The sequence below is a fragment of the Paenibacillus wenxiniae genome (assembly GCF_039822605.1).
In the GTDB taxonomy this organism is placed as follows: Bacteria; Bacillota; Bacilli; order Paenibacillales; family Paenibacillaceae; genus Saccharibacillus; species Saccharibacillus wenxiniae.
The window spans coordinates 23,242-38,950 of record NZ_JBCGUH010000022.1; the positions used below are offsets into that span (position 1 = coordinate 23,242).

The 15,709-nt window shown below is 48.4% G+C and carries 14 protein-coding genes; 1 reads left to right on the forward strand and 13 read right to left on the reverse strand.

What is annotated here, in order from left to right:
• Positions 1-106: 106 nt before the first annotated feature.
• From AAHF22_RS22325 to pth, 10 genes are all read right to left on the reverse strand, one after another.
• Positions 107-1,039 carry a protein kinase domain-containing protein gene (locus AAHF22_RS22325; RefSeq protein WP_347327232.1) on the reverse strand — a complete coding sequence of 311 codons (933 nt, stop codon included), beginning with the start codon at positions 1,037-1,039 and terminating at the stop codon, positions 107-109.
• A gap of 162 nt (positions 1,040-1,201) precedes the next feature.
• Entirely contained in the window at positions 1,202-1,708 is a 507-nt protein-coding gene (locus tag AAHF22_RS22330; protein ID WP_347327202.1) for a S1 domain-containing RNA-binding protein, read from the reverse strand.
• A 137-nt stretch (positions 1,709-1,845) separates the two neighbouring features.
• Positions 1,846-2,217 (reverse strand): FtsB family cell division protein, encoded by a 372-nt coding sequence (locus AAHF22_RS22335; RefSeq protein ID WP_347327203.1) that lies wholly within the window; start codon positions 2,215-2,217, stop codon positions 1,846-1,848.
• 316 nt (positions 2,218-2,533) lie between these two features.
• Positions 2,534-2,809, reverse strand: coding sequence for an RNA-binding S4 domain-containing protein (locus AAHF22_RS22340; protein WP_347327204.1), 276 nt, complete (start codon positions 2,807-2,809; stop codon positions 2,534-2,536).
• Complete coding sequence (locus AAHF22_RS22345) at positions 2,809-3,081, reverse strand: HU family DNA-binding protein (RefSeq protein ID WP_188778119.1); 273 nt, start codon at positions 3,079-3,081, stop codon at positions 2,809-2,811. The genes AAHF22_RS22340 and AAHF22_RS22345 overlap by 1 nt, the downstream gene beginning before the upstream one ends.
• 133 nt (positions 3,082-3,214) lie before the next feature.
• The gene (gene yabN / locus AAHF22_RS22350) at positions 3,215-4,693 is read right to left on the reverse strand and encodes a bifunctional methyltransferase/pyrophosphohydrolase YabN (RefSeq protein WP_347327205.1); all 1,479 of its coding nucleotides are present in this window, start codon (positions 4,691-4,693) and stop codon (positions 3,215-3,217) included.
• Positions 4,694-4,708: 15 nt separating this feature from the next.
• Entirely contained in the window at positions 4,709-6,346 is a 1,638-nt protein-coding gene (locus AAHF22_RS22355) for a putative polysaccharide biosynthesis protein (RefSeq protein ID WP_347327206.1), read from the reverse strand.
• Between the two features lie 156 nt (positions 6,347-6,502).
• Positions 6,503-7,618 (reverse strand): peptidylprolyl isomerase, encoded by a 1,116-nt coding sequence (locus AAHF22_RS22360; RefSeq protein WP_347327207.1) that lies wholly within the window; start codon positions 7,616-7,618, stop codon positions 6,503-6,505.
• Complete coding sequence (gene mfd, locus AAHF22_RS22365) at positions 7,605-11,114, reverse strand: transcription-repair coupling factor (protein WP_371834097.1); 3,510 nt, start codon at positions 11,112-11,114, stop codon at positions 7,605-7,607. The genes AAHF22_RS22360 and mfd overlap by 14 nt, the downstream gene beginning before the upstream one ends.
• Before the next feature lie 256 nt (positions 11,115-11,370).
• Positions 11,371-11,931, reverse strand: a complete 561-nt coding sequence (gene pth / locus AAHF22_RS22370; protein ID WP_347327209.1) for an aminoacyl-tRNA hydrolase — start codon at positions 11,929-11,931, stop codon at positions 11,371-11,373.
• 240 nt (positions 11,932-12,171) lie between these two features.
• Here pth and AAHF22_RS22375 point away from each other — a divergent pair, with 240 nt between their 5' ends.
• Positions 12,172-12,372, forward strand: a complete 201-nt coding sequence (locus AAHF22_RS22375; RefSeq protein ID WP_188778132.1) for a hypothetical protein — start codon at positions 12,172-12,174, stop codon at positions 12,370-12,372.
• 86 nt (positions 12,373-12,458) lie between these two features.
• On the opposite strand, the gene AAHF22_RS22380 is transcribed toward AAHF22_RS22375, so the two are convergent.
• The 3 genes from AAHF22_RS22380 to spoVG all read right to left on the reverse strand — a co-directional run bounded on the left by AAHF22_RS22380 (position 12,459) and on the right by spoVG (position 15,521).
• On the reverse strand, positions 12,459-13,412 hold the full coding sequence (locus AAHF22_RS22380; protein ID WP_347327210.1) for a ribose-phosphate diphosphokinase: 954 nt from the start codon (positions 13,410-13,412) through the stop codon (positions 12,459-12,461).
• A 180-nt stretch (positions 13,413-13,592) separates the two neighbouring features.
• A complete protein-coding gene (gene glmU / locus AAHF22_RS22385) occupies positions 13,593-14,987 on the reverse strand; it encodes a bifunctional UDP-N-acetylglucosamine diphosphorylase/glucosamine-1-phosphate N-acetyltransferase GlmU (RefSeq protein WP_347327211.1) in 1,395 nt (464 codons plus the stop codon).
• Positions 14,988-15,236: 249 nt separating this feature from the next.
• Entirely contained in the window at positions 15,237-15,521 is a 285-nt protein-coding gene (gene spoVG / locus AAHF22_RS22390; RefSeq protein WP_188778136.1) for a septation regulator SpoVG, read from the reverse strand.
• Between the last annotated feature and the right edge of the window lie 188 nt (positions 15,522-15,709).

Consider the following 15,709-nt stretch of genomic DNA (forward strand, 5'->3'; position numbering starts at 1 on the left):
TGTTGCCCTATGCCCATCAGCTGTAACGACCAGCAGCATGACTTGCCCGCACATTTCTATAGTTACCGTATCAATTGTTACCTGTTAACCACCTAGCCTTGATCATCTAACCGCGAAAATAAATAGCCAGCAAAATGATACCCAATCCGAACAGCGACCATAGAAATGCCCGACGCAATTGCACGGTCATCATATCGTTCCTATGACGACTGGCAGGCAAGCCAGAGCGACTGATCGCCCTCCAGCCATAGTAGGCTTCGCGTGTGCTGCGAAACTCGCCACGTATCGCCTTTTTGAGCCAGTCACTGTATAAACGCAGTCCAGGTGTGCTGTCGATAAGCTGTACAAGATCAGCTTCGCCGCGCACCTGTGGCAACCGGGTTGCAATAATCCGCTGTAGTCCCGGTTCATTGAATAGCTTGAGACAGATCAATGCAAAAGCAAACAGATCATAGGCGTAATCACCGACCCGATCACCCGCATTCCAATATTTGCGATCATACCATTCAGTAAACTGGTGTATACTCTGCCCCTGCGGACGAGCACCTCCATAATCGATCAGATCAATCCCACCATCATCACTGACGATCACATGCTCTGCCTTCAAATCGCCGAACACCCAGCCTGATTCATGCAGCTCTGCCAGCAGCTCCAGCACACCTGTACCTGCCATGCCGATCCGGTCTGCGCCGCGTGCACGCAGGAAGGCACTAAGTGGCTGACCTTTTACATACTTCATCACATAAAAGGGAATCACGTCATGATCCTGTTCATACTCATCCACATCGTACAAATAACGGTTGGAATCGTTACGACCGGTTATTTTCCAATGCTTATGTAAAGAAAAAAGGAGCTTGATCTCCGGCTGCAAATTATGGTTTACGGTCGCCATCTTGAGTGCATATTGCTGCCCCTGCATCGTACTCACCAGATATACAACTCCATTGGTGCCTTTGCCGAGTGTACGCTGAATCACGTACTGCTGCCCTCTTGATCTTCCCGTTACCGTTGTGCCTGCCGGCAGTTCGGAATATTCCATTGTCGACAACCGAGTCTCTCCTTCCTTCCATATCTGCTTTTTCCAGTGTATCATATTCGGTTACATTAGTTGTGATTCATGCTCATTTTGACACGGATGCAAAAAACCGCAGACGCTACTGCGTCCGCGGTCGTTATTTATATACTGTATGCCAGGTAAGGATTAGCTTCGCTTGGCACCACGGCCTCCACGCTTGGATTCCGTATTTTTTTTCAATGATGAAATGCGTTCTTCGCTATCCTTGAGGAAACGAGTCAATTTATCATCGAATGAAGCTTTAGGTGTAGAAGGCTTGTTAAAAGAACGACCTCCACGATCACGGTTAAAACCACCGCCGCCAGGACGATCTCCTCCATCTCTACCACCGCCACGTGATTCCGGACGAGGTGGTCTGGATGATGGTGGTCTTGAAGATGGTGCTGCTTCTGCCGGCTTGTCTACTGCTTGTTTAATTGAAAGTCCAATCTTTCCATCCTTGTCGACATTGATTACTTTGACTGTAACGACATCGCCCAGCTTGAGGTGGTCGTTAACATCCTTGACGTAATTGTCGGCAATTTCCGAGATGTGAACAAGACCAGTGACACCTCCAGACAGATCTACAAATGCTCCAAAGTGCGTAATGCCTGTCACTTTGCCTTCTAACTTGGTGCCCACTTCAATTGCCATAGAGTAAAATGATCCTCCCTTAAAATGTACAGTAAAATCCTACTTGGATTGCTACCTGCGGTGATTAAATTATACCGGAAGCCCCTACCAAGGTCAACCAATAAACCCCCGTCTTACGGCTCATTTCGCGTCAATATTTACTTATTTGTTGGTGGTTCGGTCGCCCAGATCGGCTTTTCACCCGGTAAATACATGCCATATTGCTTGCGTGCAATCTGACCGATGTACTCTGGATCTTCCAAACGCTTCACCTCAAGTTGTGATTGATTAAGCGCTGCCTGTGTCTCCGCTTGCTTCTGTTGTTGCTCGGCAAGCTGCTCGTGCTTCGTAGATAGTTGCAGCGATTGGTTGATAAACGAATAAATAGCCCATGCTAGGAACAGAGCCATGAACGCCATCCAGAGCCGAAGACGCTTGCGCGCGCCAGGATTCGGTGACGGTGACGGTGATGACTGCCTTCTTTGCGGCTGCGGGCGACTGTTATGTACGGGTATCGGTTTGGGTATCATTGGAAGTTCCTCCTTGAACAGTGTTTCGGATCGCATAATTTACCCGTTCCATCGGGCAAATGTAATGTACCGCAGCATGCCGGACGATCGATATAAGTAAAGTGTGATTAACATAACTACTGATACATATTTTTAACATTACCACAAAAGAAGAAAAATGTAACACCTTACAATGAAAGAAAATGACAAAAAGCTACTTTAATGTCGAGACCGACGTCAAAGTAGCTTTTTGATATGTGATAAAGCAAATCCGCTACAAGAAATGTAGTTCCCGGAGTAAGCTTTCCCTGAAATGATGATCTTACCGCTAAATCGTTCAGAACAAATCGTTATTCCGCGGAATCGCTTCTTCCTTGATCAGGGTATACATCGTTGCTGCTTCGTCTTTACGCGTAGTATCTGCCACACGTTCAATCCGAACGGTAACTAGCTTTTGCCCGAACTGGACGGTAATCTCGTCGCCGACCTTAACCGTGGCGCTCGGCTTGGCTTCACGCCCGTTTAACAGGACTCTTCCCTGTTCAGACACATCTTTGGCCACGGTGCGGCGCTTGATCAGTCTGGACACCTTCAGGAATTTGTCCAGACGCATTAGTTAACCGCTTCTTTAAGCTTGTTACCAGCTTTGAAAGCAGGTACGTTGGATTCAGGGATGTTGATTTCTGCGCCAGTTTGCGGGTTGCGACCTGTACGTGCAGCACGCTTACGAGTTTCGAAAGTTCCGAAACCGATCAGTTGAACTTTGTCACCTTTGGACAGTGCGCCGGAGATTTCATCCAGAAAACCGTTCAGTACAACTTCTACGTCTCTTTTAGTCAAACCGCTATTGTTCGAAATGTTGTTAATCAGATCTGTTTTGTTCATTATTAAAAGCCTCCCAAATTTTCAGAAAAATTCAACTGGGTCACATGTGCTGTCCCATGAACAGCATGTTAACACACAGCCGCTCTCTAAGTATAGTACATTCTTGGCTCAAGCCCAAATTCCTGCAAAATATTCACTTGTTTTGCGCTTTAGCCTCGTCCCAGAGCCGATCCATTTCCTTTAGATCAGCATCCTTCAACGTTAAACCACGACTACGCAATGACTGCTCGATATAGCCGAATCGGCGCTTAAACTTAAGATTGACGAGCGCAAGCGCCTGTTCTGGATCAGCTTGCATAAAGCGCGCTACATTCACTGTACAGAACAGCAAATCGCCCAGTTCGAGCAGCTGTTCTTCAGCCGTTTGTCCATCGCGAATCGCTTCTTTCAGCTCGGCTAGCTCCTCATCAAGCTTGCCAAGTGCACCTTCGACGTCTTCCCAGTCAAAGCCGACTTTTGCCGCTTTCTTTTGCAGTTTGTAGGCGGTTAACAATGCCGGCAGATCGCGCGGAATACCGTCAAGCACGGACGCTTCATCGGGATTTTGACCTTTAAGGCGCTTTTCCTCTGCCTTCATCGCATCCCAATTTTGCAGCGCTGCCTGTGCATCATTAGCCTGGCGATCGCCAAACACATGCGGATGACGGAAAAGGAGCTTACGGTTCAATCCCTCAATCACATCGTACACATTGAACGTACCGGTCTCCTCTTCAATCTGAGCATGCAGCATAATTTGCAACAGCACATCGCCCAGCTCTTCCTGCATATGATCAGGATCATCCTCATCAATCGTCTCCAGCACTTCATACGTTTCTTCAATAAAGTTCTGACGGAGCGATTGATGCGTCTGCTCACGATCCCACGGACATCCGCCCGGACTGCGCAAAATCTCTACAATCTCATGCAAACGGTCAAATGTACGATTACGCACCGCTTCATCCTCTGTACGCGGCACATAGATCAGCGATAGATTGCCGTAATCCTGCACATGATCCAGCTCATGCAGCGGCACCTGACGAATCTGCTCCTGCCCCTGTACACCAAGTGCATGAGCGACAGTCACTTCATAGTCGTCCGGATACAGCTCCATCAAGCTAAGTTTCACATCCGAAGCGGTAAACGTATCATATACCTGTCCGATCACCGTATGCAAACCTGGCTGTAGCAGACGTGCATTCAATCCGGAAGCATCCAATAGCTGAAACCCTTCGATCGGATCGAAGCCCAGGCGCGTAAAGGCCGCATCCAAAAAGCTCTCGCCACCTAGCACCTGTACATCGATACCCTTCGCCTTGCCCTTTTCCCGCAAAATTTGTACCGTCCGCTCTGCCACCATCGGGTGACCGGGAACCGCATAAACGATCTCATCGCCTGCACGGCTTGCTGCTTGCAGCAGACGCTCTGCGATCTCAGCATATACTTCTGGAAAAGAATCCTGTGATTCGTACACATCATCAAACGTAACAAATTCAGCCGTAACCGCAGACAATGCCGGATGATCCTTTGTACGCACATATAGCCGCTGGGCGGTCTGCAATTTATTGAAAATGCCCACCGTCAGCTGATCGGTATCGCCAGAGCCAAGTCCAACAATCGTAATAACAGCACTCATCGCTTCGCCTCCTATCTAGGATCTATTTATAATTTTCATTCGCTTCAATAAGGGTACCAGATGGCTGCCGATTTTGGGAAGGGCTGCTGCCTGTTGTTCGGTCATAAGCTTTGTACGGAATAAACCGATCAGGAATAGCGCACCGCCGATCACCACACCGCCTCCAGCAATGACTAGCGACTCCAATCGTTCGTGCATGCCGAGCCTTGTCAGCAGAAGCTGCATCGATACGAGCCATACTATGACGCCTGCACACATGACAGCCGTAACGAGCACGGGTTTACCGATCATTTCACGCCATGATACGCCGAAACGTGTAATTCGAGCGAGCAGCAGTATATTCAGCAACGCTGCGACACTATACGCTATAATGCCGGCAATAGCTGCACCATTAATGCCATAATGCGGTACAAGCACAATATTGAGTATCGCCTTCACCACCGTAGATAATAGCAAATGCACCGCCGGAGCGCGTACTGAGCCAAGCCCTTGCAGCAGCGCTGCTGTCACAATCGATAACGTAGCCCCTACACCGGTAAATGCCAGCCAGCGGATCGTCTCACTGCCGATCGAATCTTCATACAACATCACGTCAATCGGTACCGCAAGTACAGCAATACCCGCCGATGATGCCAAGCCAAGCAGCCAGAACCAATTTACCGTCTGCTTCGTCTGATTGCGAATGAGTTCATGCTGCTCACGTACACGCGCATCTGTTAGCGCTGGAATGAACAGCACCGACATCGAGGTCGCCAGCATCGCCATCAGCTGGACAAGCGGAATGCCGCGATTATAAATACCGAACCATACCATCGCTTCTGCTTCTGTCCAGCCATTTGCTTTGAGCAAACGCGGTACGGTGAACGTATCGACCAGACTGATCAGCGGTGCTGACAGCGAGCCTAAACAAATCGGCAGTGCATAGAGCAATAACGCCTTGAGCAGCGGCCACATCGGCTGCTGTCCTTCTTCCAGCGTAACAGCGCCAAGATTATGCGTTCGTCGTCGATGCAGCCACCAGTAGATCAGCATAACGAGCAAACCTGCTGCACCGCCCGCTGCCGAGCCAAATGTCGCTCCCGCCGCAATCCAATCGTCTGATGCACTCCAACGATGCAGCCAGAGCAGTAGTATGACCATTGCAGCTACACGCACCGTCTGCTCAGCGACCTGTGACACTGCGGTTGGCATCATATCATGCATGCCTTGAAAATAACCGCGCAAGCCTGCCATAATGGGCACGAGCGGCAGAGCGAGCGCAGCACTGCGAATGGCAGGCTCGGTATGCATATTATCGATCCATGCCGCCAGTAACGGCGCAGCGGCATACATGATCGCTCCACATACCAGTCCGAGCACGATGAGCATCCACGAGGACACACGTAGCACACGACGTGCGCCACCTGTTCGCCCAGCTGCCATCTCCTCTGCCACAAAGCGCGATACGGCAGCTGGGAAGCCTGCTGTCGCGATCAGTAACACCAGTGTATAAAACGGGTACACCGCATTATAAATGCCGAATACACCGTCACCGCCAATATTTTGCAGCGGAATTTTCTGAACCGTTCCAATCAGCTTGGACAATACCGCTGCCAGTACAAGAATAAAGGCGCCGCGTAACAGTCGCGATGACGGTGATGCTGTGTCTTTCATTCATTCGGCCCTCCTTATGGCGGCAGATCAGTGTCGCCGTGTTGCTTACCTTATTTCTACGATATCGCTATTAATAAATCACACAAAAATAGCGCGGATATCCGCGCTATTTTCGGTCGTTACCTGGCATACCATCCATCGCAGATCGAAATCTGCTTATTTGCTAGTGGAGCTGCCTTCTGTTGCTGTACCTTCTGTTGCATTGCTACCACCGGTAGCATCCGTGCCTGTACCTGTGGAAGCGCCTGTTCCTGCGCCTGCTCCACCGGTAGCACCGTCTGCGGCGCCTTCAACTTTAGGCAGGTTTTTGCTCTTGATCATTTTTGGAATATCGTTAGCCATATAGTTGCTGAAGTTTTGCGAAGCGAGCTTGGACTTGATGTTGTCCTTGTCTTCGGCTGTCAGATCAGCAAACGATTTTTCCGTGCGAGATTCTACTTTGATGATGTGGTAGCCATAATCCGATTTTACCGGATCACCGATCACACCGATTTTTTGTTTCAGTGTTGCTTCTTTAAACGATTCTACCCAGTTGCTAACAGGCTGGTTCTCATACAGACCGCCTTTGTCTTTGGAACCTGGATCGTCAGAATATTTTTTTGCGATAGTAGCAAAATCAGCACCTGCATCCAGCTTCGCTTTCAGTTCTTTCGCCAGTTTCAGCGCTTCCGCATCGGTACGTTTTGTTTTGCCATCTGCGCTTTGCAGACCGATCAGTACGTGACGTACATTCGCTGTTGTGTACTCATCTTTGTGAGCGTCAAAATATTTTTGCACATCTGCATCGGTAACTTTTTCCTTCATCACTTCGGAAGCAGTCAACGCGCGTGTCATATAATCTTTTACATCCTGCTCCGTCAGGTTGGATGTTTTCAGCATTTCTTGCAGCTGTTCAGGGTCAACGCTGGAAGTGAGCTGTTTGATCTGCTCATCCGCTTGCTTCGCACCTGCATCCTTAGCTGTTTGGCTCGCCTGGCTTGCCAGTGATTTATAAGCGACTTCCTGCTGAAGCAGAAGGTCTCTATATTGATCCTGATCAAATGCTTGTGCATATTGTGGGGTCAAAAATTTCATCATGCTGACTTCTTTGTTGAACTCATTTTCAGTGATGGTGCCACCATCGTATTGAGCAACAACCGGGCTGTTGTCCTTTTGCTGTTCTGCGGTGTCTGTTGCCTTCCCGTTGGTGCAAGCTGCTAACAGACTGATGCTAAGTACAGCTCCTGCTGTCAAAACCGCTGTTTTGCGAGCAGCTTTTTTAATTGGCCACATTCTGTAGTTCCCCCTTTAATTTGTATGATTCCATCACGGCTTCAAGGAAACTGCACAGCAGCTCAAGCAGCTCGTGGTCGGTCAGACCTTTACCTTTGACCTGAATGACCATTGTGGAACCCTGATTAAATTGTACACGCCTTTCGAAGCGATTGCCAACATCGGATAATATCGGCATATCGAACGCCTTGTCTTGCCCTTCATGGAACTTCAGTTTCACATCGTCCCCCTGACGTGAAATCTGCTCGATTCCATAGCGCTTGCCATACAACTTCAGACGCGCGACTTGCATCAATTGAATAACCGCCTCCGGCAGTTCACCGAAGCGATCTAGCAATTCATCTTCCAGCTCGGCAATATCGTCGAAGGAAGATACGGCAGCAACCTTTTTGTAAATTTCTATTTTTTGGATACTATCATAAATGTAATCCGATGGCAAATATGCATCGATTGACAGATCAATCGTCGTATTCCACTCATTCGCCTTCAGATCCTGCTCGCCCAGCATCGTCACTTTACGCTTCTGAATTTCCTCGGCTAACATCTGTGAGTACAGATCAAAACCGACCGATGCGATAAAGCCGGATTGCTCGGCACCCAGCAGATTACCTGCGCCACGAATCGACAGGTCACGCATCGCGATTTTGAAGCCGGAACCAAGCTCGGTAAATTCCTTGATCGATTGCAGACGCTTCTCTGCCACCTCGGTTAACACCTTATCTCGCTGATACGTAAAGTAGGCGTAAGCGATCCGATTGGAACGTCCAACCCGTCCTCTAAGCTGATACAGCTGTGACAGACCCATTTTATCCGCATCATGCACGATGAGCGTATTCACGTTTGGAATATCGACGCCGGTCTCAATAATGCTGGTGCTGACGAGCACATCGAATTCTCCATCCAGGAAATCCAAAATCGTCTTCTCCAGCTCCTGCTCCGACATCTGTCCGTGACCAACAGCAACACGTGCTTCTGGCACCAGTTCGGAAATATGAGCCGCCATTTCATGAATGCCCTGTACTTTATTGTACAGATAGTACACCTGACCGCCACGATTCAGCTCACGCTCGACCGCTTCGCGTACAAGCGTTGGGCTATGCTCGACCACATACGTCTGTACCGGGAAACGATTTTCCGGCGGTGTCTCGATCACGGACAGATCACGCACACCGAGCATCGACATATGCAATGTACGTGGGATTGGCGTTGCTGTCAGCGTGAGCACGTCCACATTCGTTTTCAAACGTTTCAGCTTTTCCTTATGCGATACACCGAAGCGCTGTTCTTCATCGACGATCAGCAAACCGAGATCTTTAAAGATCAAATCCTGCGACAGCAGGCGATGCGTACCGATCACAACATCGATCGTTCCCTGCTTCAAGCCTTTGATCGTATCATTCTGCTCCTTGCGTGTGCGGAAACGGCTCAGTACACCGATATTAAATGGATATTCAGCAAAACGTTCACGGAATGTCTCGTAATGCTGCTGAGCCAAAATCGTCGTTGGCACCAGCACAGCTACCTGCTTGCCTTCAATCGCAGCTTTAAATGCTGCACGGATAGCTACCTCGGTTTTACCATAGCCCACGTCACCACAGAGCAGACGATCCATCGGACGATTTTTCTCCATATCGCCTTTGATCTCGTCGATCGCACGTAATTGGTCACGAGTTTCATCATATGGGAATGTATTTTCAAAATCATGCTGTTCATTCGTATCTTTATCAAATGCATAACCGGACGCCGACTGGCGTTCAGCATACAGCTTGATCAGATCATCAGCGATATCCTGTACGGACGAACGGACTTTACTTTTAACCCGTGTCCATTCATTACCACCTAGCTTGTATACTTTCGGTTCTTTCTCCTCAGAACCGACATATTTCTGAATCAGATCAATTTGCTCGATCGGTACGGACAGTTTATCGCCACCTGCATACATAATATGCATATAGTCCTTATGAATACCACCGACCTCAAGCGTACCGATTCCCATATATTTACCAATACCGTGGTTCTGGTGCACGACATAGTCGCCCACCTTTAGCTCGGTATAGCTACGAATACGCTCAGCATTGTCGACATTTTTACCGACTTTGCGCACTTTACGCTGCTTTTTCGAGAACATTTCGCCCTCGGTAATGACAGCCAGATGAATCGATGGCAACTCAAACCCAGATTGCAGATTGCCGTCCATCATAATCGGCGTCTCGATATCATAGTCATCTAGCACACGGCGAACACGTTCCATCCGTTCCTCGCCACTTGCTACCATAATGACCTGTGTGCCGGACTTTTTCCAGCGTTCCATTTCCGATTTGAGTACATTCATCTGTCCGTGGAAATCCTGCATCGTGCGGCTTACCACGTTGACGATATTACCTGGCTGTACATGGGGCACCTGACGCAGGAATACCGACATCCAGAGCGTCTGACGACCGCTACGGTACATCACATCATCCGTATGCGCCGCCAGCTCCAGATTAGGCAAGCTTTTGCCATTTTGCAGCAAATGCATATCCCATTCGCTCTCATCTCGCTCCAGCTGCTTCGCCGTCTCCAGCAGACGCGCTGGCTCTTCCATTACAATGACGGTATCTTCTGGCAAATAATTATATAGCGTTGCCTTTTCCGGGTATAACAGCGAAATGTACTTGTACATCTCTGGGAAATACACATGCTGACGCAATAGCTCCATCTCGCGCCCGATCTCTTCACGCAGTCTTACCTTCGCCTGACGATCGCTCATTTTCTCAATTTGCATTTCCAAACGCGCTGCGATCTGATCAGCTGCCTGACGCATGCGATCATAATCCGCGATAATCTCGCGACACGGTAAGATCGTTACCGATTTCACTTTATCGATAGAACGCTGATCGTCGGGATCAAACGTGCGGATCGAATCGATCTCCTCATCAAATAGCTCAATCCGATAAGCCAGACTGGTCGTTACCGGATAAAAGTCGATAATTCCGCCACGCACGCTCATCTCGCCGCGTGATTCCACACGTTCCACACGCTCATAACCAAGCTTGATCATCTGCTGGAGGAAAGCTTCCAGCTCCAGCGTTCCGCCATCTTGCAGTATAATCTTCGCCTCTGCAATCGTCTCACGTGCAGGCAAATAACGTCGTACCCCCGAAAAAGGCACAACAATAACGCCGCGGAAGCCAGCAGCACACTGGGTTAATACATCCAGACGCTGAGCGAGCGTTTCTGGACTGGAAATGGCACTTTCCGCTGCGACCAGCTCATTGGCAGGATAAAGTAGCACTTGATCAGGCGTAAGCGCTTCCTGCAAATCTTCCGCGATCTTATGAGCATGGAACATATTATGTGTAACAACTAGCACAGGTCGCTGTGTCTCATGGAACAGACTCGCAATAAGCAAATGCCGGGCAGAGCCAGACAATCCGGATACTAACTGCTCCTTCATGCCAGACAAAATTCCATCTTTTACCGAGCCAAAGTCCTGATCTTTGGCTAACGTCTCCATCAAAGTGTGTAACAAAGCGGCACCTCACTTATCCTCAGGTCAATATCAAATCTATACTGTATTTCGCCGATTGGCGAAAGCTTGAGTGAACGAACATGACTAGGCAATCATGCCTAAACGACACAACGGTAAAACGACAAACCGGTTTGATCTTCGGTTTGCCTACAAACAACCGCCTTCTTCACCTGTGAAAATAAGGCGTGGAAGGCGGTACTTATGGAGTTATCGTGCAAAATTTACAATTCTTATTATATCATTACCCATTAAACTTAGCCATTGTCTGCTCAAACGTATGTTTTAAACTAAATTCGATCGCATCACAGGTCGCTTCGATCATTTGATCTAGCAATTCCTTTTCCTTTTTCGGAAATGGCGACAATACATAATCGACGATCGCATGCCCTGGATCGGGTCTGGATACGCCCATACGAATACGGTCAAACTCCTGTGTGCCGGTATGCTGAATGATCGACTTGATCCCATTATGACCGCCAGCGCTGCCTTTATAGCGCAGACGAATCTTGCCGGTTTCCGTATCCATATCATCATAGACGACAATCATATCTTCCAATGCTACTTTATAATAATCCATATAGGCACGTACCGCTTCACCGGACAGATTCATATACGTCATCGGCTTGATCAGTACCACCTTCACTCCGCCGATATGACCTTCGCCAATCAGCGATTTGCTTTTGCTCTGGCTAATGGAAATGCCGTGGCGATCCGCTAACCGATCCAGCGCCATAAAACCTACATTGTGGCGTGTCTTGGCATATTCAGAGCCGGGATTCCCCAGCCCAACAATCCATTTCATCGTCGTAAGTTCCTCTTTTCCGTAAAATATCAGTTTGCTTTATTTATAACCTATTTACGTGCCTACTTGCCACCTTGTACCTATTTAGTGCTAGAAAAGGAGGCAGTATAACATCCAAATCGAATGTGCTGTGCAGGAACGTTTATTTTTTGTTAAAATTGGTTTACATTGTTCAACAGGTACACCCGCGCGATGGATGCCTCATCCCGGCCTGCATTCCAGCACAAGGAGGACATCAGCATGTATACCTTCGGGCAGCAATTGCTGAAAAATCGCCATTTCTATGATCATTTCCGGCAAGAAATGCCTGTCCAGGTTTACCGCCATGGCATTCCTGTCGATATCGGGCTGATCACCGCTTATGATCACCAGTTTATCGAGATGAACCGTGTGCTGTATCATCGTCAGCGCCATACGTTCATCTCCAGACCCGGCTACTAATCATGCCGGATCATTCTAAGCACATACGCCGATAAGGGTTACTTGCCTCTCACAGAGGAAGTAACCCTTCTTGCATAGCCGGGTAATTATTCGATTTCAAACAGTTTGCTGATGGATAGCTCTTCGTGGACACGAATGATCGCTTCACCCATCAACGGCGCGACCGACAGCACTTTGAGCTTGCTGGTCGGATTTGGATGTGTGATTGGAATCGTATCGGTCACAATCACTTCTTTGAGCGGTGAATTTTCCAGACGATCCATCGCTGGGCCAGACAGTACAGGATGCGTACAGCAAGCATACACTTCTTTGACGCCGCCTTCGATCAGTGCATTCGCACCGAGTACGATCGTACCGGCTGTATCGATAATATCGTCCACCAGAATGGCTGTTTTGCCTTCAATGTTACCGATAATGTTCATCACTTCGCTCACGTTCGGCTCTGGACGACGTTTGTCGATAATCGCCAGTGGCGCACTTAGCAGATCCGCCAGTTTACGCGCACGCACTACACCACCGTGGTCAGGCGATACGACAACCGGATTCTCGATTTGCTTGGAGCGGAAATATTGTGCCAGAATCGGCACGCCGAGCAGATGATCCACCGGAATGTCAAAGAATCCCTGGATCTGCATCGCGTGTAAGTCCATGGCAATAACGCGATGAGCACCTGCTTTTTCGATCAGGTTGGCAACCAGCTTCGCTGTGATTGGATCACGTGAACGGGCTTTACGGTCCTGACGTGCATAACCATAGTATGGAATAACAACGTTAATACTTTTCGCAGAAGCACGCTTCAACGCGTCTACCATCACGAGCAGCTCCATCAAGTTATCGTTGACCGGAGCACAGGTGGACTGAATAATGTACACATGACAGCCGCGTACGCTCTCGGACAGCTTTACCTGAATCTCGCCATCGCTAAAACTGGTTGTGTGCGATTCGCCCATAGGAATACCGATGTAGTCGGCAATTTGTCCCGCCAGCTTAGGGTTAGAATTACAAGTGAAAATCTTTAATTTGGAATCACAATAAGTCATAATGGTTAAAACCCTCCGTGGTGGTTCATTGGAATGCTCATCAACTCGGCTTATGTCTCTATATTCGCTCTTGATTTGCGTTTGGCCATTAGTTCGATACGGCTATTCAACAAGCATTGTGCACTATATATTATATAATAATTTGTCGGCGAATAGGGCATTTTGTTCGCGATTCAGCAATTATTTGTTTTGATCTTTCAGTGCTTTCGCTTTTGCACGGATTTTATCCGCATAACCCGCTTTATTTTCCTGACGTGCGCGTGCAATCGCCAGATCATTTTCCTTCACATCGCCTGTGATCGTCGAACCGGCAACGACATAAGCGCCTTTACCGATACGCACGGGTGCAATCAGGTTGGAGTTGCTACCGATAAACACATCATCTTCGATGATCGTTTTGAATTTATTGTAGCCATCGTAGTTGGCTGTGATCGCACCGCAACCGATATTCACGCCTGCGCCGACCTCGGCATCGCCTACATAGCTCAAATGTGGAACTTTGGAGCCGTGACCGATTTTAGCATTTTTCAGCTCCACAAAGTCACCGACTTTCACTTCATCTGCCAGCTCTGTACCTGGACGCAGATAAGCAAACGGACCTACATTAACGGAATTGCCCACTTTGGCATCCGCAGCAATCGATTGACGAATCGTTGTACCATTGCCCACGACCGAGTTATCGATCTCGGTGTTTGGCCCGATGATGCAGTCTTCACCGATAACGGTATGACCGTTCAGCATCGTACCTGGATACAGCACCGTATCCGAACCGATCTCTACGTCTGCACCGATATACGTAGATGCTTTATCGATAATCGTTACCCCGTTCAACATATGCTTTGTCGCCAGACGCTCACGCATAAAGCCTTCTGCCTCAGACAATGCTACGCGATCGTTCACACCAATCGATTCCGTCAGATCCAGCGTCTCATACGCAGCGATGCGCTCGCCTTCTGCACGCAAAATGCGGATACAATCGGTCAGATAGTATTCACCCTGTGCGTTGTTGTTATCCACTTTGGACAGCGCTGCAAACAGCTGCTTGTTGTCGAAGCAATACGTACCGGTATTGATTTCTTTGGTCAACAGCTCTTCCGGTGTACCATCCTTTTGCTCGACGATCTTCGTTACGCCACCATCTTCGCCGCGAATAATACGACCATAGCCGGTCGGATCTTCCATCGAAGCGGTCAAAATACTTACCGCTGCACCTTCACTCTCATGATGGGCAATCAGTTTCTCCAGTGTCTCCGGTGTAACGAGCGGTGTATCGCCACAGATTACGATGGTAATGCCTTCTTCGTTACCGATCATCGGCTCAGCCTGACGGACCGCATGTCCTGTTCCGAGCTGCTCGCTTTGCAGTGCATATTCCGCACGATCGCCAAGATAACCTTTCACCGCTTCCGCGCCATGACCAACAATAACGACACTGCGCTCACAGCCGATCCGCTGGATCGAATCCAGTACATGACCCACCATAGGCTTACCGCATACAGGATGCAGCACTTTGTACAGCTTTGACTTCATGCGCTTTCCTTTGCCTGCCGCTAGTACCACCGCTAATCTTTTCAAATGATAGTCCCTCCATCGATGTAATCTATTATGATTGCTACAACACTGTGCACATCTATGCCAGCTAGTGTGTGCATATTGCTCGCTGCATTCCATTTTTAACCTTGTATATGTGTACGTTCCATTCATGTTTTACAAAAAAACTCCATACTGAATATATCGTATTCCGCGCAAAAAGAAAAGAGAGCCACAGCTCTCGCTCCCGTGGCTCTCTTTTCTTTTAAACCCCAATAAGTATAAAGGTGTTGCTTATGCGCCTTCTTCGATAACTTCTTCTTCCAATCCAGCACGCTCATATTCAGCTAGTACAGCCGACTGAATTTTCTCGCGTGTGCTGGAAGAAATAGGATGCGCGATATCGCGAAACTCGCCATCCGGTGTCCGCTTACTCGGCATCGCGACAAACATCCCATTGTTACCATCAATCACTCGAATGTCGTGAACGACGAATTCACTATCGATTGTGATGGAGGCAATGGCTTTCATCCGACCTTCGGAATTTACGCGGCGGAGTCTTACATCCGTTATTTCCATGTGTGTTCACCACCTTTTTGCATAAAGACTTGGTTGTGTATTTCCACACATGGAAGTAAAACACCTTCTTTTTTCTGAAAATTAATTGTTTATTTTTTTATCGGATGGCTGTTTTTTGCCGATTTCTACCGAATCCAAACGAATTTACTGATATCAATTCTCAATTAGAAGATATAATTTATAAGTCA

Bases quoted from the DNA above. Each gene is read 5' to 3' on its own strand.
- AAHF22_RS22325 (WP_347327232.1), bottom strand. From the start codon at position 1,039: ATGGAATATTCCGAACTGCCGGCAGGCACAACGGTAACGGGAAGATCA.
- AAHF22_RS22330 (WP_347327202.1), bottom strand. From the start codon at position 1,708: ATGGCAATTGAAGTGGGCACCAAGTTAGAAGGCAAAGTGACAGGCATT.
- AAHF22_RS22335 (WP_347327203.1), bottom strand. From the start codon at position 2,217: ATGATACCCAAACCGATACCCGTACATAACAGTCGCCCGCAGCCGCAA.
- AAHF22_RS22340 (WP_347327204.1), bottom strand. From the start codon at position 2,809: ATGCGTCTGGACAAATTCCTGAAGGTGTCCAGACTGATCAAGCGCCGC.
- AAHF22_RS22345 (WP_188778119.1), bottom strand. From the start codon at position 3,081: ATGAACAAAACAGATCTGATTAACAACATTTCGAACAATAGCGGTTTG.
- yabN (WP_347327205.1), bottom strand. From the start codon at position 4,693: ATGAGTGCTGTTATTACGATTGTTGGACTTGGCTCTGGCGATACCGAT.
- AAHF22_RS22355 (WP_347327206.1), bottom strand. From the start codon at position 6,346: ATGAAAGACACAGCATCACCGTCATCGCGACTGTTACGCGGCGCCTTT.
- AAHF22_RS22360 (WP_347327207.1), bottom strand. From the start codon at position 7,618: ATGTGGCCAATTAAAAAAGCTGCTCGCAAAACAGCGGTTTTGACAGCA.
- mfd (WP_371834097.1), bottom strand. From the start codon at position 11,114: ATGGAGACGTTAGCCAAAGATCAGGACTTTGGCTCGGTAAAAGATGGA.
- pth (WP_347327209.1), bottom strand. From the start codon at position 11,931: ATGAAATGGATTGTTGGGCTGGGGAATCCCGGCTCTGAATATGCCAAG.
- AAHF22_RS22375 (WP_188778132.1), top strand. From the start codon at position 12,172: ATGTATACCTTCGGGCAGCAATTGCTGAAAAATCGCCATTTCTATGAT.
- AAHF22_RS22380 (WP_347327210.1), bottom strand. From the start codon at position 13,412: ATGACTTATTGTGATTCCAAATTAAAGATTTTCACTTGTAATTCTAAC.
- spoVG (WP_188778136.1), bottom strand. From the start codon at position 15,521: ATGGAAATAACGGATGTAAGACTCCGCCGCGTAAATTCCGAAGGTCGG.